This is a genomic window from Endozoicomonas sp. ALC013, from assembly GCF_049310205.1.
GTDB lineage: Bacteria > Pseudomonadota > Gammaproteobacteria > Pseudomonadales > Endozoicomonadaceae > Endozoicomonas.
On the sequence record NZ_JBLYNS010000004.1, the window covers coordinates 73783 to 96360 of the forward strand.

Sequence of the window (22578 nt, forward strand, 5' to 3'; positions counted from 1 at the left end):
TGGTTGTTATTGAACCAGCCGCTGATAAAGGCCCGACTGCCTCTTGGTGGGCGACTTTGCAGCTTTGATCAGGATATCCATTTCGGCGAAGAGCGTAAGTCTGGATTTGGCCCGGGTAATCCCCGTATAGACAAGCTCACGGGTGATGATCGGGCTGTCTTTATCCGGTAACACCATGACAACATCCGCAAACTCAGAACCCTGGCTTTTGTGAATGGTCATGGCGAACACGGTTTCATGCTCAGGAAGTCGGCTGGGTAGAAACTGCCGGACCTGTTTATCGGGCAACTGAAAAGCGATCCGGAGCTGGCCATCAGGGCCTCTGATGGTAATCCCGATATCACCATTGTACAGGCCAAGCCCGTGATCATTGCGGGTGATCAAAACAGGGCGGCCTTCATACCATTGTCCAGTCACGTCGATCAGGCCTTTTTCTTGCAGGGCTTTTTGTATTGCTTCGTTCAGCCCTGAAATACCGTAGGGGCCTTCCCGCAAGGCACATAACACCTGAAACCGGTTAAAGGCATCAAGAATATGGTGAGGTGCTGATGTCAGTTGAATGAGTTCCAGGTAGTGTCGGTAGGATTCAACGGACTGCTGTATCAATTGCTGATAATCAGAGTCCCCGGCGATGGAAAAGCGCTCAATATCGTCAAAGCCTGAGGTAAATACCGACTTCAGAGATCGCAGGTCATTGTTGTTTACGGCTTTGGCCAGACTCCCTATACCGGAATGGGCATCAAAGCGGTAGCTTTTGCGCAGCAGGCAAAGGCTGTCGGAAACGGCAAGATTTGTCCTGGTTTGTGCAGGCTCCATTTTAGCAAGATCATGTCCGGTTAACTTTTCCAGCAGATTGCGTTGTTCATTTGAGTAACCAAAGCTGGCGGCTGCACAGATATCACCGAGGACACTGCCAGCTTCCACTGACGAAAGCTGATCACGGTCACCTAACAGAATTAACCGGGCATGATCTGGCAATGCTTCCAGCAGGTGGCTCATCAGTGGCAAGTCGATCATGGAGGCTTCATCCACTACCAGAATATCCAGGTGCAACCGATTGTTTCTATTGTGGATGAAACCGGTTTTTCCGGGAATGACGCCCAGTAAACGGTGCAGCGTTCCGGCTTGAGTCGGGATTTTTTCTCTTACCGTGTCACTGCAGTTTATTTTTGCCAGTGCGCCGCCAATGGACTCGGTTAAACGGGCTGCTGCCTTACCCGTTGGGGCAACCAGTTTGATGTCCGGAGGGGATTGGCGTTTCAGGCCCAGCTCTGTAAGCAGGGCAAGCAGTCGGGTAACGGTTGTGGTTTTGCCGGTTCCAGGGCCACCACTGATCACGGAAAATGAGCGACTGGCGGCCAGTGCCGCAGCAATTTTCTGCCAGTTCAGGCACGCCGACTCGGGAATCAATGAATCAAGGGTATCGGTATCAGCGCCGTGGTTAACCGAGTTTAGAATGGCTTGCCAGTCAAGCGTATCAACGGACTCAATATCCAGCCACTTGATGAGTTCAGCTTTCTGAGCGGCTTCGGACTTCCCTTGACACTGTTGCAGGACAAAGTGGTAATCCCTGTGAAAGAGTCTCTGCAAAATCGACCGGGCTTCATCGGTATCCAGTGTTTCGGTGCTTCTGCTGTTGAGAAAACCGGCGACACTGCGTTCGTATTGCCAGTACCGATAAAGGTACAGACGCCCATCATCCAGAACCAGGGGTGTTGGTTCACTGCCTTCACCCACAACCTGAGTCCGTTTGAGGCGGGTCAGCCACTGGTCTTTTGGAATGGCAACGGTATCCATCAGTTCGGAACATTCCTGCCCATCCATACCAAAAAGGCTGAAGTCCGATGCCAGAGACATGCAGACATTGCCCTGGCCCAGTTCAAAGCTGACATTGGCGGCGGCCAGAGTCAGCAATGGATCGGGATTCAAGGAGTGGATCAGTTTGGCGAACTGGTAATCCAGGGCTCGAATAATCCCCTGTTGTTCCAGTATCTGCAGCTGATTTAACATCTTATCAGCTCCTCTTTTTGATTATCTTTGCCATCTTCACCACGGAAAAGCCGATCCAGACCATTAATGAGCTGAAATGAGGGCTTATGGCTGAATATGCCGTGTTGCTCAGGATCATTCATCTGCACGCCGCGCAGAAACAGATAGATAACGCCACCGAAATGCCGGTCATAGTCATAATCCGGTACACGTTGTTTGAGCAGTCGGTGCAATGCCAGAGAGTACAGCTGGTATTGCAGATCGTAACGATGCTCTATCATGACTTTCTCCATGGCTTCCCTGGAATAATCACTGATGTTATTTCCCAGCCAGTTTGATTTGTAATCGAGCACATACCAGCGCCCCTGATATTCAAAGGTCAGGTCAATAAAGCCTTTCAGTATGCCTTTCATACGGTGGAACTGCAGCTCTCCGGCCCTGGCGCTCAGTGAATCGTGTTGAGCAATCAGCTGGTTAAGGCTCTGGGGATTAAGCTGTTCGATAGGCAGATAAAACTCCATTTCAACCCGTCGAGCGGAATCTGGCAGATTTATAAGGCGAAGATTGTCTTTATCCAGCGGCGCGTTGAGGCAAGTTAACAACATACCTTTGGTAGCGGGCAGCCACTCTTCGCCATAACCGGCCCGGGCGTGGCTATCCACCAGAAAGCTGTCGAGATAGGCGTCACTGTCTGCAAAGCGCAATGCGTTCATATCCAGCTCTTCAAACAGACTGTGCATAAACGTTCCCGGTTGAGCCCCCTTAGGAAAGTTAAACAGGCTTAAAGGGGCGGCTTCAGACTGCGGGTTATCCGGGGCCGTATGTTGTTCATTGATGGCATCAGTATCAAACCCTGGCGATTCATTACTGGCAACGGCCGGTGTCTCAGCGCGATGTGATGCATGCCGTGAAAGTGCCGAGTAGCTGGTGGTCCACCAGTTTCTTTCAATATTTCCTGTGAAATTCCGTGCGCTTAACGACGCTTCTTGTGTATTCACTGGAGCATAGGGTGGGAGAGTGTCGGCTGGTGGTGCAGAAACCATGATCTGTTGATGATCACATTGCCCGGCCACATGCTCCAGCAACAGATTCAGATCCTGACTGATGATCTCTGAGCCCTGGTTGAGCAAGTAACCAATCGCGCTCTGATGCAGATCAGTTTTACCCTCTTTACCGGCTTTCCCCGATTTGTAGGGAGCCATGCCCAGGTAGCAGCAGTAGACCGAACGGGTCAGGGCAACATAGAGCAGGCGCAGGTCTTCAGCCAGACGCTCCTTTTCGGAAAGGGCTGAGGCTTGTTCCGAGGGGGTTAATGCCAGCCAGGTTTCACTGGTTTGCGGGTCATGGTACAGGGGGGAATCCGCTTTGCGCAGATGGCACGGAAAGGGGATAAAGACCACCTTGTATTCCAGCCCCTTGGATTTATGAATGGTAATAATCTTGACCAGGTTCCGCTCGCTCTCCAGGTGCAGCTGCTGATCATCGGCGTTTTGATTGGGTCTGATGACCTGTTCGGAAAACCAGCGAGCCAGGGCGGATGCTCCCTGCTGTTCAAGGCTGGCGGCCGCCAGCAGCTCGCCCATGTGTAACAGGTCGGTCAGACGCCGTTCCCCATCCTGGAATGAGAGCAGTCGTTCGGCGATTTTCCGTTGGAAGACAAGCTGGCGTAACATGGGCAGGATGCCTTTTTTCTGCCAGAGTTCGCCATAGTGAGTGAACTCTTCCACCGCGCTTTCCCAGGCTTGCTCATCCACATTGAGTGCATCCAGGGCCGGGGCATCAAGATGGAAAAGCGTGGTGGCCAGCGCCGCTTTCAACACCCGTTCGCTGGTGGGTTGCAGGCAGGCCTGAAGGACTTTTTCCAGGTCAGACGCTTCCCGTGCGGCAAATACCGAGTCCTGGTTGCTCAGGTAGATACTGGCGATATTCTGTGCGGCCAGGGCCTCGCGAATCTTCTGGCCATGGCGGCCACTGCGAACCAGTACGGCAATATCACCGGGTTGTAGAGGTGTTTGCCGGTCACCGTTGTGAATCTGGCAGTTGCCCTGGTCTGCGGCGGTGAGAAGGCGGTTGATCTCGGTGGCGGTTGCCTGGCTCATGGTATCCAGATAGCGCTCGGCATTGATGGTGGGTCCATCAACGGGCTGCTGCAGCCACAGGGTCATTGCCGGTAGTGCTTCTCCCTCATGATAAAGGCGCTTCTGCGCGGCACCCGGGGATGGGTGAACGGGTTCAAAAGGGATGCTGTCGTTGTAGATAAAGGGGGTCGGTGAATGCTGGAATACCGTATTCACCGCAGACACCATGGCATTGCTTGAACGCCAGTTGATAGCCAGCGTGTAATGGCTGTGTACCTGTTGCCTGGCCTGCATATAGGTGAAGATATCGGCACCACGGAAGGCATAGATGGCCTGCTTGGGATCGCCGATCATAAACAGGCCGACGCCGGGGTCACCGCCTTCCATGTAGATCTTGTTGAAAATGCGATACTGAAGAGGGTCGGTATCCTGAAACTCATCAATCATGGCAATGCGATACTGGCTGCGAATTGCCTGGGCCAGCAGCTCGCCGTCACCGGCCTTCTCTTCGCAATTGCCTTCAGGATTACCTTCAGGAAACAACGCACTGGCCAGGTTGGTCAGCAGGTCATCAAAGGAGAGTTGATAGCGGCTGGCTTTCAATTGTGTCAGCTGGTGTTTGATATGTTGCAGTGCATCCCGGGTAATCAGGCCCTGAAGCGCCTCCTTGAGAGAGAGTGGCAAATCCAGGAATTCATCAATTTTCCGAAAAATGGGGTGCTCGGGCAGTTTGCCGGTTTTTAACAGGCTCTTTTGTAATACTTCGGTGCCGTAGATCTCCCAACTGTCTTTTTCCAGATTGGGAATCAGATCGTCAGAGGCAAGAAAACTGTTCATTTGGCCAAGACGTTTCAGCGGTTTGCGGTCTTTACGCAGGCCACAGTTACGCAACAGGTCTGCGATGGTGTCCTGATCGTTTTGCCAGAGTGTCTTCAACTCCCTGGCGGGTGACAGATAGACCCTGTTGAACTCCTCCATGGATTCCGGCACCTGGTCTCCGGCCAGTTTCAGATCTGACAGGGGCAGCCAGCTGCGCAAATGACTCAGCAGGTCGTTGGGTGTTTTCCAGAGGTTGCGGATCAGTTTCACCAGCGGTTTTTCCAGGGGATAGAAATGCCGGCGCCAGTAGTCCGCAGCACTCAGCTGCAACATGGGCTCGGTATCGGTAATCAGCTCACTGGAGAAGAGTGTGCCACTTTCAAACGCATGCTGTTTCAACATGCGCTGACAGAAGCCGTGGATGGTGAAAATCGCCGCCTCATCCATCTGCTGTTCTGCGGCCAGCAGCAGTGCCTGACACTGTTCTGGCTGATCCATATCTTCAATCAGCTGCTGAATAAACGGGTCGCTGGATTTGCCCGCAATAAAGTCATCCCGGGTCTGGTGAATTCTGGCCCGGATACGATCCCGCAATTCGCCGGTGGCCGCTTCGGTAAAGGTAACCACCAGTATCTGATCAACGGTTAACGGGGTTTCATGTTGTGTTTTATCGCTGCCATGGCCCAGCAGTATGCGAAGATAGAGATTGGCAATGGTATAGGTTTTGCCCGTGCCGGCACTGGCTTCGATCAGGCGGACGCCGTGCAGGGGCAGGGCGTGTGGGTCCAGTGTTTCCGGAACCAGGTGGTTCTGGTCAGTGGCTGTTGACTGGCTCAAGGCTGTTGACTGGCTCATGGCTGTTCCTCCTGCAAACAGTCAAACGCAGGAGCCATAATCTCTCTGGTAAGGCTGGTCATTTCAGTAAATACCGGCGTCAGCTCAGGGTAGACCCGCTGTATATAGTCATCACTGCACTCTCCCCGCACATGGAAATCATCCCCGGCAAAGGCTTTTTCGGCGGCTTTTTCTGCCTTGTCCGGGTTATCATCCGGATCGGCCTTTAACCAGCTATAGGCCGTTTCCGGGAACCAGGGCAGCGGCAGGTTCTGACCCATCTGGAAGTAATGGATCAGTGTGGACAGGTGTTGTTCTGCTTCCTGTTTTGGGATGACCGGCAACAGGCGCTCCTTCTCCGGGTCATGAATCCGGGTCACGGTTGGATTTTCGGTCGTGCACTGACACAGGTGCTCAATCCAGCTTCTGATCAGATCTTTACCTTTAAAACTGGCGGGGCGGTAGCGAAGCATACCGGACGCAGAGAAGCCTTTCAGCCAGCCGGTCAGATGCACCGGAGGGTGCTGGCGTTCGAGGTGGGGGAGCTGCAGGTTCACTTCCCGGTCGTCAGCACTATCTTCCAACTGTAGGCTTAATCGGTCAGCCATTGGGGTAAGGTCTTTTATCTGCTCATCCAGCAGAATCTGGCCAAAAGCGGAGTGTGGCAGCTTGCCGGAAGAGTGCAGTCGGCTGAGAAGACGTTCAGGGGCTTCTTCGTTAATCAGACTGTCAAGAATCCCGGCTTTCAGCTGGTAATTCTCCAGCGGCTCCATGGCGAATGTTTCGGTCTCCTCCAGGGCTTGGTCCTGAACGGAGAAATAGACTTTCAGGCGGCGATTAAAAAAGTAGCGACTGGGGTTGCTGTAAAATCTCAACAGCTCGGCAAGCTCAACGTCATTGAGGTTAACTCCCTCTTCATCCGGCAGGCGCGTCTGAATAAACTGGCCTGGCCTTTCTTCAGTGCGACTGGCTGCCGGTAACCACTCTTTAATGTAACTGTGAAAAGTGTGCCCTCGCTGGCCTGACTCAGGCTGATTCAAGAAGTTTCTGTGGCTGAACGGCTGCAGAGGGTGTTCGATAACCAGCTGCTCTGATTTCAGGTCAAAACCCTGTTCGCAGTAGTTGAGCAGTTCGGTGACCAGTACGGAAGGTATGCGCTCACTGTTATCCTGTATCCGTCGGCCAACATAGCTGATGTATAAGGTATCCTGGGCAGACAGCAGAGCCTCCAGGAACAGGTAACGGTCGTCTACCCGACGTGAGCGGTCACCACGCCTGCCATGGCGGGCGATCAGGTCAAATCCGGCGGGGGCAATACTGCGGGGATAGGCACCGTCATTCATACCCAGCAGGCAGACAACCCTGAACGGGATGGAGCGCATGGGCATTAATGTGCAGAAATTGACCTGGCCAGCGAGGAAGCGCTGACTGCTGCGCTCCTGAGTCAAACGTTCGGTCAGATAACTGATAAAGACTCTGCGTGATAATGTTTGCTGGTACCCTGCCTCCTGCAGCTGTTCATAGAGGTGAGACAGGGTATTCCTGACCAGTGTGAGCGCTGCTTCGTCCTCTTCCGAGCGGGTAAGGAAAAAGCGATCCAGCAGCTGATGAGTGAACTGGATCCATTGTTCAATGGTTCGTGTGTTATCCAGTTCATTGAGTAATTGCTCACTGCTATCAATAAAACTGGCCAGATAGCCTGCCAGCACTGCAGACATGCCCTGAACCGCATCCATCGGCAAAATATCATCATAGACGCCGGTATTTTCCGGCATGGCATAGCCCAGCAGCATCCTTCTGAGCCCGAATGACCAGGAGTTAGCCTGCAGCTCTGGCAGGTCAAACCGGGTTTGGTGGGCAGGGGTTAAACCCCAGCGTATACCTGACTCATGGGTCCATTGTCTCAGAATGTCCAGGTCACCGGTGGTCAGGTTGAAACGGTATTGAATGGCGGGCACTTCCAACAGCTCCATAAGCTCCGGGGCGGAGCAGCGGCTTTTGTCCAGCTCCAGCAGTTTAAGGAGTGCTGACAGGACAGGGTGCTCGTTTTTTGCACTGACATCTGAAATGGCCCATGGGATACGACGCTGGTCATCCATGCTGCCAAATATGGCTTGAATCCACGGGGTATAGCTGTCGATGTCCGGTAGCATGATGACAATGTCTTTGGGGGTCAGTTCCGGGTTCTGTTCAAACATATCAAGCAGATGGTCATACAGTATTTCCACCTCTCTGAGTGGACTATGACAGCTATGGAATTGCAGGGACTGATCGTTTGGCATCGCCGTTTTCTGGCCCTGGGCTGTCCGGTCGTGCAGCTCGAAGATGTCCTTTTGCAGATTGCCCAGCAGGGTATCCTTGTGATCGCTGACAAAGACATCGATATCAAACGCATCCAGGCCGTGGAGCTGGTGGAAGTAGTCTCTGCCAAGCTTGCCCATTGAGCCCAGCAGCGGATTGCCAATGGCGTCCAGGTTGTCCAGAGACAATCCCTCTTTACTGAACCAGCCTTTATCCTGCTGCTTCTTTTGATCCAGCAGTTTACGGGCTGCCAGCTTGCGCAGATATTTTGGGTCCCGTTCATCTCCCCAGTAGTGCTGGCAGGGGTTAGCGACCATTAAATGCACATCGCACTGGCTGGACATTGCCTCGATGGATTCGACAAAATGCGGGGGCAGGGCAGAAATACCAAAGACAAACAACCGCAGTGGCAGCTGTGAGCTGCAATCATTATTGGCCATAGCCTCAAGAAAGCGGTGGTGCATATTGGCCCTGTGCCAGGGGGATTGTTCCAGTTCAGCTGTTCTTGAGACCAGGGCACGCCATAGTTTGGGCTGCCAGGGCTGGTCAGAGGTGATTGTGCTGGTGTCATTCCCCTGTTCCCAGTCCAGAATCCAGTCAGGGCGATAGACAAGATATTGGTCAAAAATATCAGCAATTTTTCCGGACAACTGAAATTTCCGAATGTCGTCATCATCACTCGCCAGGTATTGGGTTAATGAATAGAAGTCCGGGTCGTGTTTCAGGGAGTCAAGGAGATCCATCAGCTTCCAGGTCATTGACTCCTTATTGAACGCGGATCGGCGTGGAACGTCCGGCAGGATGCGGGTATACATTTGCCAGAGGAAACTGGCCGGCAGAGGAAAATTGACACCGGCAGCTATACCCAGCCCTTTCGCCAGTTCCAGTCTGAGCCACTGGGCCATTCCGGGGCTTTGTACCAGAATCTGTTCATCTTCCAGGGGGTTGCTCGGAGGGGTTTGGCGAAAAAGCTCGACCAGAAGGTCTTTAAGCACATCCAGATGATTGGAATGGTATATGGTCAGCACAGGGAAACGTCGTCATTAACCGATAGATAAGGCTACTGTCGGCGCTATCCACCGTGCTGTCAACCGGATTGGTGGAAACTCAGGCCTGTCCCCTGCGGAGAATATTGTTTAACAACCCCGTTTTATTTTTTGAGCTGGTCGGCCGACTATTCCCCGGTTTGCCGCTGTAGGATTGATTAATTTCCTGTTCGGCTTTTTGTAACAGCGCGAGGTCAGGATTGGTCTTTTGCAGGAAGCGTTGCCCGCAGCCTTCACTGAGGTGCAGTTTTTTCTTCAGCATTTTCATTGAATCCATCAATGATTTAGCCCGGGCAATGGCTTTTTTACTGGCATCAAGTTGTTCGGTGGAAAATTGTTCGGTTGCCATGGTATTTACCTGATAGTTATTCTCACGCTTATTTTAGCAAATAACCGAATTTACCTTTTCTTTGATAGTTGATTGTCTGGATACAGGGTAAGATAAGCCCGCTTTCCGGTTCCCTGACTTATCCCGAATTACTATGCCCTTCGCACTGAGCCGTTATTCCCGAACGATTTCCCGGACTTTGATATCACTCCTGCTGTTTTTCCTGATATTGCCCATTAGCACGGGGCTTTATGCAGAGGGTAATAAAAAGCCGATCAGAATTGCTTATTTTACCGATGATGCGCCCTGGATGTTTACCAACAGCGAGGGAGAGGCCGACGGTGTGTTTCATGACCTCTGGGAACTGTGGTCGGAAAAAAGCAACGTTGATATCCAGTTTGTGGTGTCTTCTCCGGAAAAAATTGAGGCCGAGCTTAAGGGTTCTGAAGTTGATGTTCTGGCTTACCTGCCACCGGGCATGCAGGATCAGTTGCGCAAGAATGGTCTGGAGAGTGTACCGATTCACTCGTTTGTTCCTGTTCTCTTTGTCAGAAAAAGCAGTCAGATAAGCAGCTTTGAGGAGGTAATTGCGAAACTCCGGGTTGGCTACATCAAAGGTTATAACTGTCAGCCCTGCCTCAAAAGCTTTAATGCAGAAGCTGTTGTCGTGCCCTTCACTTCAGGCTCATCTATGGCCACAGCAGTATCCAAACGTGAGATCGACGCGATACTTGGCGGTCGTTCAAGCTTGAGCTACTACTTGCATAATCTGGGTGTTAAAGATGAATTTCAGGTGGTGCCAACGCCTTTGCCACCCGTTGAAGTCAAGGCCATTGTTGCCCCGGGTCGAACGGATCTTGTGCGTGTTATTGAGCATGGGGTGGCGAAAATTTCTGATCAGGACAAAGCAGATCTTATTGAAGAGCTGTTCAGGTTTACTCATTGTCATCCTGAAAGTCTGGTCGTTGCCCTGGAGACCGACCTTTCCCCGCTGTCTTTTATCAATGCACTGGGTAAACCCTCAGGCCTGTTTGTTGATATCTGGAACTTATGGTCAGAAAAAACAGGAACACCGATTAAATTCAGAATGGGTCTTATTGGTGAAAACATAGCTGCTTTGCAAAAAGGTAAGGTCGACGTTATTGCTGCCGTGTCTCCGACGATGGAACGAAGCCAGTGGATGGCGCTGTCAAATCCTTACTATGGATTGAATACCCGAATTTACTTTCGCCCTGACAGCAACCTGGGTGATCCCGGGGCGGATTTAAATGGTAAAAAGCTGGGTGTGATCGGTTCTTCAAGCCCTGAGGAATTCGTCCGGCGCTGGTTGCCGGATGCTTATCCCATTGAACATGGTACTGTCTCCCAGATGATTGAGAGCCTGTTCTCCGGAGAAATAGATGCATTTCTTGGCGAACCGGTGATTGTCCGGTCTGCCCTGAATCGCCATGGTCTGGTGGGGGAGGTGAACTCCAGCGAGTACTTTAATCTGAATGAGGCGGTTGGGGCCGGCCTTTTGCTGAACAGGTCGGCAGACTTATTGCCGGAGTTGAATAATGGATTTCGGGCCATCACACCGGATGAGTACCGTGCCATTGAAAACCGTTGGATTATCAGTAGTCGAGATCGCTATTTTCGCCACAGCGGCTCAGTGGTTGAACTGAGTGATTCCGAGCGCCGCTGGTTAGCTGAAAATCCGGTGATCAGTGTTCTGGTTGATAATAATAAACCGCCATTTTCTTATATTGATAGAAGAGGGCAATGGCAGGGAATGACCATAGCTTATCTCAAGCTGTTGGAAGACAGGCTGGGCATCACCTTTCAGCTTCATCAGGACCCCGTATGGACCAATGCCTTGATTCAGGCTTATCGCCATGATGTTGATGCCGTTGCGATGTTACAGAAAACGGAAGAGCGCAGCCGTTATCTGAATTTTACCAAACCATTTGTCAGTGTGCCGGCCGTGATCCTCGCCCGTGATTCCGATAAAAGCATCCGTTCTCCGGGCCATTTAAATGGGAAAAGGGTTGGTTTTACGCCAGGTTATGTCACTTATGAAATCTTTCAACAGAACTACCCGGGTATCAATTTTGTCAAGATGCCGGATATTGCCACAGGCTTGAATCAGGTTGCCAGTGGAGTTCTTGATGCCATAGTGGTCAACCTGGCTTCTGCAAGTTATGAAATAGAGCGCATGAAAATAACCAACTTGCAGGTGGTTGCTGAAGCGGGTTTTAACTATGACTTCAGTATGGCATCGAGAAACAACTCTCCTGAACTGGCCTCTATCCTGGAAAAAGCGGTGGATACCATTACTCCGGAAGACCGGGAGGCTCTTGAAAGCAGCTGGCTGTCGATTCAGGGAGGCATGTGGCGGCCTAATAAAGAGTTGTTTATTGGTCTGGTATTGATTCTGGTGACATTGATTCTCATTGTTTACTGGAATCGTCGTTTAACCATCGAGATTGCTGACCGTGAAAAAGCAGAAGAAGGGCTGCGGGTTCGTTCCGAACTGGACCGCCTGCTGAGTGATATTTCCAGGCATTTCATGGACCAGCCGGTGCATCGGGCCAATGACTATTTTCTGAGTCGGCTTGGGCGCTATCTCAATGCTGAAGCCGTCTGCATCTTCTCCTGGGAGCCCCAGGCCCGTATTGAGCATTACTGGTCATGCCGACCTGATCCTGATCCCGCAGCTTTTGAGCCACTGTTTGACCATGACTTTTCCGGTGTTTATGGCGAGGTGAAAAAACATCAGGGCAACATTCTTATTCGTGATGAAATATTGCAGAAGGGGGACCTTGAAGGTGCTGCCATTCTGGATGATTTGGGGGTTTCCATCGCGGTCTATGCCCCTATGTTGCTGTTTGGTCGTGTGGTGGGTGGTATTGGATTGATCAATACGCCGGAAAAATATCAGGTCTATATCCATGAAATGGATTTGCTGCATCGAATGGGTGAGCTGGTGGCGGTTGCCCGTGATCGTCAACATGCGGAAGATGCCTTAAGAGTCAGTGAGGAACGTTACCAGCTGGCAATGGATGCGGCTTCCGATGGTCTCTGGGACTGGGATGTCCTCAGGGATAACATGTATTTAAGCCCCCGATATCAAACCATGCTGGGTTACCAGCCCGGGGAACTGTTGGGCAATATCAGGACCTGGCGACAGCAGCTTCATCCAGAGGATAAAATTTCCACCATTCATTTTTTTGAACAACAGCTGGAGACTTCCGATAACTCGTTTCAGTTTGTTTACCGTATCCGCAGGAAAGACGGCAGTTATTGTAATGTTCGCAGCAAAGGGAAGGTGGTGTTCAGGGATGAGCTGGGGAAACCCCTTCGGGTCATTGGTACAACCGTGGATATTACTCGCCAGATTGAACGGGAACGTGAGCTGTCGATGGCCCGTTTCTCCCTCGATAGTGCCGGTGATCATATTCACTGGTTCAGAAGGGATGGTTACCACAAGTATGTCAATGAGTCTGCCTGTAAAGCCCTGGGATTTTCCCAGGAAGAGTTGATGAAACTGTCCATCATGGACATTAACCCGGCGGTTACCCGGAGTTCCTGGAAAAAGCTCTGGGAGCAGCTGGAGCTGAGAAAAGGTATGACCTATGAAACGCTGCGAAAAACATCCGATGGCACTGTTTTTCCAGTGGAGATTACTGCGAACTATATGGAGTATGAGGGAGAAGGGTACCTCTTTGCTTCCGGGCGCAATATCACCGATCGAAAACAGACTGAAGAAGCGTTGCGCAAGGCGAAAGAAGTTGCTGACCAGGCCAATCAGGCGAAAAGTAACTTTCTGGCCAATATGAGCCATGAGATCCGTACGCCGATGAATGCCATTATTGGCTTGAGTCATCTGGTTCAGGAAACCAGGCTTTCTTATCAGCAGCGGGATTACATCAGTAAAATTCAGTCATCTGCCCATGACCTTCTGGGTATCATCAACGACATTCTTGACTTCTCAAGAATTGAGGCAGGCAAACTCAATATGGAAAATATTGAATTTGACCTTGGGGGCGTTTTTGACAACGTCTATAACCTCAGCAGTATCAAGGCCAGGGAAAAGGGCCTGACACTGACTTACGATATTCAGTCGGATGTGCCCAGACATCTGCGGGGTGATCCGCTCCGGCTTGGGCAGATACTGATCAACCTGACCCATAATGCCCTCAAGTTTACCAGTGAAGGCGAAGTCAATGTGTCTGTCAGGCTGGTCAGCAGCAGGCAGGATGTGGTCAGACTTCAGTTCTCGGTGGCCGATACAGGCATTGGTATCAGTAAACAGCAGCAGAATAAGTTGTTTCAGTCATTTTCTCAGGTTGATGGGTCAACAACCCGGAAGTTTGGTGGTACCGGGCTGGGGCTGGCTATCTGTAAAAACCTTGTGTACATGATGAATGGGGATATCTCTGTTGCCTCAGAGCCCGGCAAGGGCAGTACTTTTTGCTTTACCGTTGAACTGGGTGTTGCCCATCAGACTCAGGTTCTGGAGCGGTCACTTGCCGGGGTCCGTGTGCTTGTGGTGGATGATAACCCGACAGCAAGAGCACTTCTGATCAGTCATTTGCAAACATCCGGGTGCGAAACCCTGGAAAGTAACCATGGTGACGAAGCGCTGGCGTTGCTGAAAGAGAAGAATTCCGGTGCTGATAAGGCCGTTTCTCTGGTGCTGCTTGACTGGAGAATGCCGGATATGGATGGCATTGAACTGGCAGAACGCATTCATAAACTCAATCTTGCCCCGGAACCCAAACTGATGATGGTTTCGGCCTATGGCCGGGAAGAGCTGATGGCAAAAGCCTCAGGTACAGTGGATGCTTTTCTGATTAAACCGGTCAATCACAGCGTTTTGATAGAGACTATTTTGCGCCTGTTGCAGTGTCAGAATAATCCGAAAACTGAAATCATCGAAGAAGCTCGATTTTGTGAGATTATGCCTAAAGGCCGCATACTGCTGGCTGAGGATAATGAAATCAACCGGCAGGTTGCCCGTGAGCTGTTACAGGGCATGGGGCTTGAGGTCGTCATGGTCACGAACGGTGCCGAAGCGGTAGAGCGGGTGAAGCACGAAGACTTTGACCTGGTCTTTATGGACATTCAGATGCCTGAAATGGATGGGTATCAGGCAACACGGAAGATCAGGCGAAAGCTTGGCAAGGATAAGCTGGTAATTATTGCCATGACTGCACACGCCATGACCGGTGATCGGGAGCGCTGTTTGCAGGCTGGAATGAATGATCATATTTCCAAGCCATTAAGTCCTGCTGCTCTCAAGCAGATGGTGCGTCACTGGTTGCAGGCAGGAGAAACCGATGTGCATCAGACTGTTGCTTTGCCTCAGGCATCAGAGAATACGTCCTGCCTGAAACTGCCGGGAATAGATGTAGACGATGGTTTGCAGAGGCTTCAGGGCAACCGGGCGCTTTATGAAAAGCTTTTGACAGACTTCTATCATGGCCAGCGGGAAGATCTGATCCAATTAGAAGGGCTTCTGGAAACCGGCAAATGGCATGAGGCTTGCCAGTTGGTGCATGCATTGAAAGGGGTTGCCGGTAACTTAGGGGCAAGCAGCCTGCATGATCAGGCTGCTCAACTTGAGCATAGTTTACGCAGACAATTTGAAATGCCTGACAACAGCTTGATGGACTCGTTTGTGCTGGCCTTTGAACAGGTGATGGAAGGCCTTGAACATTTGCCTCCGGTAAAAGAAGGTTTGGAACCCGCCGGGGAGGGGGCTATTGCCGTTGGTGAGCTGAATGAACTGCTTGATGAGATGGAGCAAAAGCTCAGTGAAGGCGATGTGGATGTGGTTTCTCTGCTGCCAACGCTTATTCATGGACTGAATGATCAGATTGACCACAAAGAGCTGACGTTATTTCAGGATGCGGTTATCAGTTACGACTTTGACGAAGCCTATGGGGTGCTGGTGGAAATCAAAAAGAAAATCAGCTGATAGCTTGCCACTCACCCAGAGTCATGACTCTGGGTGAGTGGCATTGGCTGGGGCGACTATTTTTGCAGTTCGGCCTTTGGATCTATTGCATAGGGTATTTCATGAACCTGCAGCTGATGGCTTTTTTCTGTATCCAGAAAGACATCGTTGGCTTCAGCCGCTTCAATCCGAATAACCGCCAGTAATTCAATGTTGCCGTTTTCGACATTGCAGGCACGCTGGATGACTTCACCAACCGGTTTACCATTACTGCTGTAAAGTCGGGTGTTAATGTCAGGTTGTTCGGCGCTTTCCAGACTCAACCAGTAACACCGGCTTTTCTGCTGACCAAGGTTTTGCATTCGGGTCACAATTTCCTGCCCGGTATAGCACCCTTTTCTGAAGCTGACCCCGCCAAGGGAGGGTTGATTGAGGTGTTGGGGAATGTATTTATCGATGGTTTCCTGACAAAGCTCTGGAATGACTGACTCAATATTCAGTAACGACCAGAAATCTTCCGTTGCAGGTGTAAGCTCTTTGGTCAGTTCTGGCCATAAAAGAGGAAGGTCATCCTGATGAAGCCAAAGCTCATAGCGAGTCCTGACACCAGCGGCTTTTATAAGGTAGCCATTGCCGGAGACTTTGATAACTTCGTTTTGCTCTGGAAGTGATGAGTCGGGGAACATTTTGCTCAGCAGGGTGTCGATATTGGCTCCGGACAGGCCGAGAACCACGTGCTCAGGTTGACTGGTGAGATTAACCTTAAAGAAAACCGCGTACTTTTTCAGAGTGTCGAGAGTGGTTTCAGTCAGACCTGAGTTCATGGTCAACAGGTAGTCTTCACCATTGTCCATGATTTTGAAACTGGTATACATCCGTCCTTTAGGGGAGCATGCCACCCCGGTGCTGTATTGATGAGCAGCCAGCTGAAGCATATGTGTTGAAATCTGTCCCTGCAAAAACTTCTGGCGATCGGTGCCATCGATTTTGATAATGCTGTGGCCAGAGAGTACTGAGACAGAATTTTCATCCAGTGCCTGTGGTGTTTTGGCAAAGCCTGTCAACCGCTCTTCTTTATAAACAGCGCCCTGAGTTGTTAAGTAGGTCTTCCAGTCGGTGGCCATCTGATTACCTTGTTATCTGGTTGCCGCAATTGCATTTAATACTTGCTGGCATAATAGAAGATTATTGCTGCGAATTTAAAGGTATAATAACCGGCAAAATCCATAATAGGAGTTATTCTAAGATGCTGGGTGAAAATGAGCTGAAATGCCTGCAGTGGCGAAGTCGTCGTGGGATGCTTGAGCTTGACGTGCTTTTGGAACCTTTTACCAGGGAGGCGCTGTCTGAGCTCAGTGAAGCTGATCAGCTAACCTATGTTCGCCTGTTGGAGTGTGAAGATCCGGATCTCTTCAGTTGGTTTATGAGTGGTACAAGGCCTGAAGATCAGGCTCTTAGCCGCATGGTTGACAGAGTATTGGAGCGTGGGCGCTACAAAGGCGAGTCTTTGTGAAGTTAATGTAAGAAGTTCCCGTTACCACCTTGTTTTGATGCTTATCAGCCACGGTGCAGCTTGTGTTGCACTGTGGCTTTGTTCAGTCTGGCCTGTTGTCAAATTTGCCCTGGCCATGGTTCTCGCCTTGCATTTCTATCGACGCTACCTTCAATTTATTGCTCAGAGTCTTCCGACCAGTATTTCTGTAATTCGTTTGCTGGAAGATCAGTGGCGAGTGAATCTTGGCGGTGCCTGGTATCGCGCCTGGCCTGAGGGTGAAATTGTTGTCACCTCAATATTGATTTGCTTTAAGTTGAGAGTTGAGGGTAAGCGGCACCCTTCCTGCCTGATTCTGTTTCCAGACAGTGCTGACCCGGTTGAGCTGCATGGTTTCAGGCTGAGGCTGATGCTTGAGTCTCACTCTCTGTTTGGTGGCAAGGGCGAGGGGCACGTATAGTTCATGCCCATCGTGTTCGGCCTGAATGTTTTCATTGTGACATTGCTGTCTCTATCAACTAAGGCCTCTGTAATCCCTGAAGTTATTCTTCAGGATCGGATTCGGTGAACATCCACAAAACGTCAACAGCCCCTGAAGTTCTCTGGAACCAGAATCGTGTCTTCAGGAACAGGATTCGTATGAAGGTAATCCAGCGTGTAGTGTAAACCGCGGGACTCTTTTCTGGCCATGGCGCATCGAATAATCAGCTCAGATACCTGGGCAAGGTTGCGCAGCTCTATCAGGTCATTGCTGACTTTGAAATTGCTGTAGAACTCATGAATTTCCGATTGGAGCAGCTCAACGCGATTCATTGCTCTTTGCAGACGTTTTGTGGTGCGGACAATACCCACGTAATCCCACATAAAGCGGCGAAGTTCATCCCAATTGTGAGAGATAACCACATTTTCATCGGAATCTGTTACCTGGCTTTCATCCCAGTTCGGCAGAGAGGGTGGTTGTGGGTATTGATCAATGGTATCGCGTATCATCCGGGCGCAGCTTTTGGCAGTGACAAAGCACTCCAGCAGTGAATTACTGGCCAGCCGATTAGCACCATGCAGGCCGGTAAAACTGCACTCACCAACGGCAAAAAGGCCTTGTACGTCGGTTTGACCGTTTTTATCAACCAGTATTCCACCACAGGTGTAATGGGCAGCAGGAACAATAGGGATTGGGTCTTTGGTGATGTCGATATCGTAGCTGAGGCAACGCTCGTAAATGGTTGGAAAATGAGAGCGAATAAACTCCGCCGGCTTATGGCTGATATCCAGGTAAAGGCAGTCTGACCCCAAACGCTTCATTTCATGGTCAATGGCCCGTGCCACAATATCCCTGGGAGCCAGCTCTTCCCTGTGGTCGTAGTCTGGCATGAACCGGCTGCCATCGGCTCGTTTGAGCAGGCCGCCTTCGCCCCGAACGGCTTCTGAAATCAGAAACGACTTGGCATTTGGGTGGTAGAGGCAGGTCGGGTGAAATTGATTAAACTCCATATTGGCAACCCGGCAGCCTGCCCGCCAGGCCATGGCAATGCCATCTCCGGACGCACCATCGGTGTTACTGGTATAAAGGTAGGTTTTACTGGCACCTCCGGAGGCAAGCACGGTACAGCGGCTCTTGAAGGCATGCACCTGGTCTGATAGAAGGTCGAGTATATAGACACCAACGCAGCGCGGTTCATGCTGGTGAATCTGAGGTTCCAGTTTGCTGGTGGTGATCAGGTCTACAGCCAGGTGATGGTCGTAAAGGTCTATGTTCGGCTTTAACCTTGCCTGTTCCAGTAAGGTATCTGAAATAGCCCGGCCAGTGGCATCTGCGGAGTGAATGATTCTGCGGGAGCTGTGTCCACCTTCCCGTGTCAGGTGGTAGTCGAAGGGCCGGTCAACGGTATGATCCGGTGTGAATGGTACGCCCTGGCTGATCAGCCACTCAATACTCTCTCTGCCATTCTCCACGATATGTCGAACAGCCGACTCGTTACACAGGCCTGCGCCTGCGGTCAGGGTGTCTTTCACATGCTGGTCGATATTGTCACCGGTCTGGTCCAATACCGCCGCCACGCCTCCCTGCGCCCAATAGGTTGAGCCAGCGCTTAATGAGTCTTTGCTGAAAATGGCTATTCTGGCATCATCAGGCAGCTGCAGTGCCGTGGTCAGTCCGGCTGCGCCAGAGCCAATGATGATTACATCGTAATTATAGGGCTGTTGCATAAGGCTCCCCGGTCATCAAGTCACTCCGACATCTTTTATCCTTCCTATAATCCACAGGAAAATGCATGCAGTGTGGTTTTAATGTGCTAGCCTGTGGAACTGTACATGTCTGGATAAGTAACATGATGAGTTCTTTATTGAGTGGCTTAGCTATTTATCGGTATGATTAATGACAGTTACTGGTTATGTGCATCGGGCTAAAGAGGCTATTTTACGGGTCGATGTTAAAATTGCTGCTGACCTGAATCAAGAGGCCCGAGTAAACTTGTCTGACCTGTGTATTTTCTCCACCGGGCCAGCCGGGTACCTGGAATGTTCATTGTCAGGGCATTATATAGAATGTCTGGAAGTTACTGTAGTGTCGTTGACGTGCTAAAAATAACCTGTCGGTTTTCCAATATAATTACAACACCCGGATAAACCGGGTTGTGGTGGACAGATACCTTTTGAAGTAAAAAATTGAAAATATCAGGAACTTTTCTTCATTTTGATGGTCTATATACTTGCTGCTGAGCTAAACCCTTTATTGCACGATGGTGCCTTTTATGGTGTTCCTGCCATGCATGGGTGGAGATGCCTGAATGGTTGATAGTCCGGATACTGATCAGCAGTTGGTTGATCGTGTAAAGCAGGGTGACAAGAGAGCTTATGATGTGTTGGTTATTAAATATCAACACCGTATTCTTGGGCTGGTTGGTGGTTATCTCAGTGACTTTCAGGAAGTTCAGGATGTTACGCAAGAGGCTTTTATAAAAGCGTACCGTGCACTGGATAAGTTTCGTGGTGACAGCTCTTTTTATACCTGGTTGTACCGTATTGCTGTCAATACAGCCAAAAATCATCTGGTATCCAAGGGGCGAAGATTGCCAGAGTCTGATATCGATGTTCATGATGCAGACTTCCTGGAAACAGCGACTACCTTGAGGGTCGTTGATACCCCTGAGCGCAACCTGTACTGTAATGAAATCGAGCAGGTTATCCATGATGTCATTCAGCGTTTACCCGATGAACTGAGAACAGCAGTAATGTTGAGGGAGTTTGATGGCCTCAGCTATGAAGAAATTGCCGATGTTATGGATTGCCCGGTAGGTACTGTACGGTCCAGAATTTTCAGGGCTCGTGAAGCCATTGATCGTGAGATCAGACCGTTATTAGGGCAAAGTGGTTAAACAGGGTTTAACTCATGTGCGACAGAGTGAAGGTCGGCATGAATACCAGAGGTTTGTCTATGAGTGAAAAGAGTTCTCAAAACAGTGCCAGAGAACATTTGAAAGAATCTTTATCGGTTTCTCTGGATGGGCAGGCCAGTGAGCTGGAATTGCGTCGAGTGATTGATAGCATCGGCAAGGACGATGACCTCCGGGCGCTTGCGGGTCGTTATCAGCTGATTGGTGAGACACTCCGTGGTAATAGCAGCAAATTTGCCAATGTCGATATTTCCAGGGGCGTGATGAATGCCATAGAGCAGGAAGAGGCCGGTACTACCGGTGCGCAGAATGTCTCTGAAACAAAAGGTTCTTCCGCGATCAGTCCCGTACCCGGTCGCTTTTTTGAGGATGTATGGGCTTCTTTGGGTAAGGTTGCGGTTGCAGCCTCGGTGGCTTTTGCCATTGTTGTCGGGGTCAGAAACAGTAATCCGTCTCCTGATTTGCAGGTTCTGGCTGAAAATGAACCGGTTACCCTGACTCAGCCAGTGCAGCTGGCGCAATCGGGTCATAACGATTACGGTGCATTGGGTATTCGTGCCGGGTACAACTCAAGGCAGCATGACGGTATTACCCCTGAACAACTTGCTTATGCCCAGAGTCTTGCTGACAGGGCAACCAGGGAGCGTTTTCATGCCTATGCACTTCAGCATGCAGAGCTTTCTGCAATGGGAAGTGGCCAGAGTATTTTGTCATTTGCCAGATTGACCAGTTTTGACAACCAATAAATTTATGAAACAGATGCAATGGATTACCGGAAAGTTACTGGTTCTATGTTTTTTTGTCAGTGGCTTTGTGTCTGCGGAAACATCACCCGATGCAGGTTACCTGCTTGAAAGAATGGCTGCTTCCGCCAAAAGTCTGAGCTTTCAGGGAGAGTTTGTTTATCAGCAGGGAGCACAGTTGCAGACATTAAGTGTTGTTCATCAGGCTGAAGCTGAGAATATATCGGAAAAAGAACGCATTCTCTATCTGGATGGTGCTCCCCGGGAAGTTATACGCTCCGGAAATGAACTTTTCTTTTCCAGTTATAACGAAGGGGTGACCAGGTTTCAGCATGGTTCATTGATGCCGGTAGTAAGCAAGTTCCAGTCTGGTGTATCTGAGCGTTTCTATGACTTGAAAATTGTAGGTATTGACCGCGTTGCTGGTCGAGAAGCCGTGCTGTTGCTTGTGCTGCCGAAAGATCGTTTCCGTTATGGCTATCAGCTATGGCTTGACCGAGTATCCTCACTGTTGTTGAAATCAGTGCTGGTTGATGATCAGGGTAAAATAATTGAGCGACTGCAGTTCACTTCCCTGAATATTGGTCAGCTGTCAGATGATGTTCTGGCACTTCTGGACCGCAAGCCCTCCGGTGTCGATGAAACTATTCAGTTAAAAAGCAACCCGGAACACTCAGAGAAACCTGATGTGCCCCCGGAATGGGAAACGGGCTGGCTGCCTGATGGCTTTGTGCTGGAAAACAGCACCGTCCGTCCTTCTCCGGTCAGCAAGCACGATGTAGATGCTTTGATTTTTTCTGATGGAATTGCCAGTTTCTCTGTCTTTGTTGAGCAGGATGATACTAGGGTGCTAAGTCAGGCTTCTGAACAAATCGGTGCTCTTTCGGCGGTTTCAAAGATTTACAGAGAGGGTAATCAGTACTTCCATGTGACGGTTGTTGGTGATATTCCTCTGGGGACGGCAGAGAGGGTGGCTGTATCTGTTCGTCCGGTAAAAATAAAGCCTTGATGTAATGATCAAGTAAGTTTGCTGGACTTGAAGACTGGTTTTTTTTGTATTATTTCGTTACCGATCTATATCAGGTTTTCAGGAATATGATAGAAGAGCAGGGACGAGTTGTGGCTGTAGAGCGTGATTTTGTCTGGGTTGAAACAATCAGACAGTCCGGTTGTTCAAGCTGTAGTGCCCGAAATGGTTGTGGGCAGCATCTCTTTGAAAAGTACAGGGTCGGCTCATCCTTTTCATATATCAAAGCGGTTTGTCCCTGGGTAGTGAAAGAGGGTGACATGGTTGTGGTCGGTATTCCGGAAGGCTCCTTGCTAAAGGCTTCTTTTCTGATTTATCTCTTCCCGCTTCTGCTTATGATGGCTGGCATCTGGTTGTCCTCTGTAATGGGGGCAGCAGATTGGCTGCTGCTTGTCTCAGCTGGTTTGCTCCTGGCATGTGGCTTTTGTGCAGTAAGGTTATTTGGGAATAGGTCAGCTGATATGTGCCGTGTTGATGTGGTAAGGGTATTACCCTCTGACAATTTGTCGTTATCAGGCAGCTCCTCTGGGCGAACGCTTTCTTCCAGGCAGGAATGAGTTTTCTTGTTTTATTTCTGATGCTGCC

13 protein-coding genes are annotated in these 22578 nt (G+C 50.3%); 7 read left to right on the plus strand and 6 right to left on the minus strand.

Annotated elements, in window-relative coordinates; genetic code table 11:
• Nucleotides 1-6 precede the first annotated feature (6 nt).
• From recD to ACO6V1_RS01935, 4 genes are all read right to left on the minus strand, one after another.
• On the minus strand, nucleotides 7-2010 hold the full coding sequence (gene recD, locus ACO6V1_RS01920; RefSeq protein ID WP_422465575.1) for an exodeoxyribonuclease V subunit alpha: 2004 nt from the start codon (nucleotides 2008-2010) through the stop codon (nucleotides 7-9).
• Nucleotides 2004-5741 carry an exodeoxyribonuclease V subunit beta gene (gene recB, locus ACO6V1_RS01925; protein ID WP_422465577.1) on the minus strand — a complete coding sequence of 1246 codons (3738 nt, stop codon included), beginning with the start codon at nucleotides 5739-5741 and terminating at the stop codon, nucleotides 2004-2006. Before recB ends, recD begins: the two co-directional genes overlap by 7 nt.
• Complete coding sequence (gene recC / locus ACO6V1_RS01930) at nucleotides 5738-9049, minus strand: exodeoxyribonuclease V subunit gamma (protein WP_422448384.1); 3312 nt, start codon at nucleotides 9047-9049, stop codon at nucleotides 5738-5740. Before recC ends, recB begins: the two co-directional genes overlap by 4 nt.
• Nucleotides 9050-9128: 79 nt before the next feature.
• A complete protein-coding gene (locus ACO6V1_RS01935) occupies nucleotides 9129-9416 on the minus strand; it encodes a hypothetical protein (RefSeq protein ID WP_422448382.1) in 288 nt (95 codons plus the stop codon).
• Between the two features lie 133 nt (nucleotides 9417-9549).
• On the opposite strand from ACO6V1_RS01935, the gene ACO6V1_RS01940 reads away from it, so the two are divergent.
• Nucleotides 9550-15357 carry a response regulator gene (locus ACO6V1_RS01940; RefSeq protein WP_422465579.1) on the plus strand — a complete coding sequence of 1936 codons (5808 nt, stop codon included), beginning with the start codon at nucleotides 9550-9552 and terminating at the stop codon, nucleotides 15355-15357.
• Between the two features lie 56 nt (nucleotides 15358-15413).
• Here the strand turns inward: ACO6V1_RS01940 and ACO6V1_RS01945 are convergent, their stop codons facing one another.
• A complete protein-coding gene (locus ACO6V1_RS01945) occupies nucleotides 15414-16460 on the minus strand; it encodes a YgfZ/GcvT domain-containing protein (RefSeq protein WP_422460829.1) in 1047 nt (348 codons plus the stop codon).
• A gap of 122 nt (nucleotides 16461-16582) precedes the next feature.
• On the opposite strand from ACO6V1_RS01945, the gene ACO6V1_RS01950 reads away from it, so the two are divergent.
• Nucleotides 16583-16849 carry a succinate dehydrogenase assembly factor 2 gene (locus ACO6V1_RS01950; protein WP_163370676.1) on the plus strand — a complete coding sequence of 89 codons (267 nt, stop codon included), beginning with the start codon at nucleotides 16583-16585 and terminating at the stop codon, nucleotides 16847-16849.
• A complete protein-coding gene (locus tag ACO6V1_RS01955) occupies nucleotides 16821-17288 on the plus strand; it encodes a protein YgfX (RefSeq protein ID WP_422465582.1) in 468 nt (155 codons plus the stop codon). Before ACO6V1_RS01950 ends, ACO6V1_RS01955 begins: the two co-directional genes overlap by 29 nt.
• A 122-nt stretch (nucleotides 17289-17410) precedes the next feature.
• Here the strand turns inward: ACO6V1_RS01955 and nadB are convergent, their stop codons facing one another.
• Nucleotides 17411-19036 carry an L-aspartate oxidase gene (gene nadB, locus ACO6V1_RS01960; RefSeq protein WP_422465584.1) on the minus strand — a complete coding sequence of 542 codons (1626 nt, stop codon included), beginning with the start codon at nucleotides 19034-19036 and terminating at the stop codon, nucleotides 17411-17413.
• A gap of 581 nt (nucleotides 19037-19617) precedes the next feature.
• On the opposite strand from nadB, the gene rpoE reads away from it, so the two are divergent.
• The 4 genes from rpoE to ACO6V1_RS01980 all read left to right on the plus strand — a co-directional run bounded on the left by rpoE (nucleotide 19618) and on the right by ACO6V1_RS01980 (nucleotide 22550).
• Nucleotides 19618-20205, plus strand: coding sequence for an RNA polymerase sigma factor RpoE (gene rpoE / locus ACO6V1_RS01965; protein WP_101746214.1), 588 nt, complete (start codon nucleotides 19618-19620; stop codon nucleotides 20203-20205).
• A gap of 38 nt (nucleotides 20206-20243) precedes the next feature.
• Nucleotides 20244-20969 carry a sigma-E factor negative regulatory protein gene (locus ACO6V1_RS01970; RefSeq protein ID WP_422448370.1) on the plus strand — a complete coding sequence of 242 codons (726 nt, stop codon included), beginning with the start codon at nucleotides 20244-20246 and terminating at the stop codon, nucleotides 20967-20969.
• Nucleotides 20956-21975 carry a MucB/RseB C-terminal domain-containing protein gene (locus ACO6V1_RS01975; RefSeq protein ID WP_422460821.1) on the plus strand — a complete coding sequence of 340 codons (1020 nt, stop codon included), beginning with the start codon at nucleotides 20956-20958 and terminating at the stop codon, nucleotides 21973-21975. The genes ACO6V1_RS01970 and ACO6V1_RS01975 overlap by 14 nt, the downstream gene beginning before the upstream one ends.
• A gap of 86 nt (nucleotides 21976-22061) precedes the next feature.
• Nucleotides 22062-22550, plus strand: a complete 489-nt coding sequence (locus tag ACO6V1_RS01980; RefSeq protein ID WP_422465586.1) for a SoxR reducing system RseC family protein — start codon at nucleotides 22062-22064, stop codon at nucleotides 22548-22550.
• Nucleotides 22551-22578 lie beyond the last annotated feature (28 nt).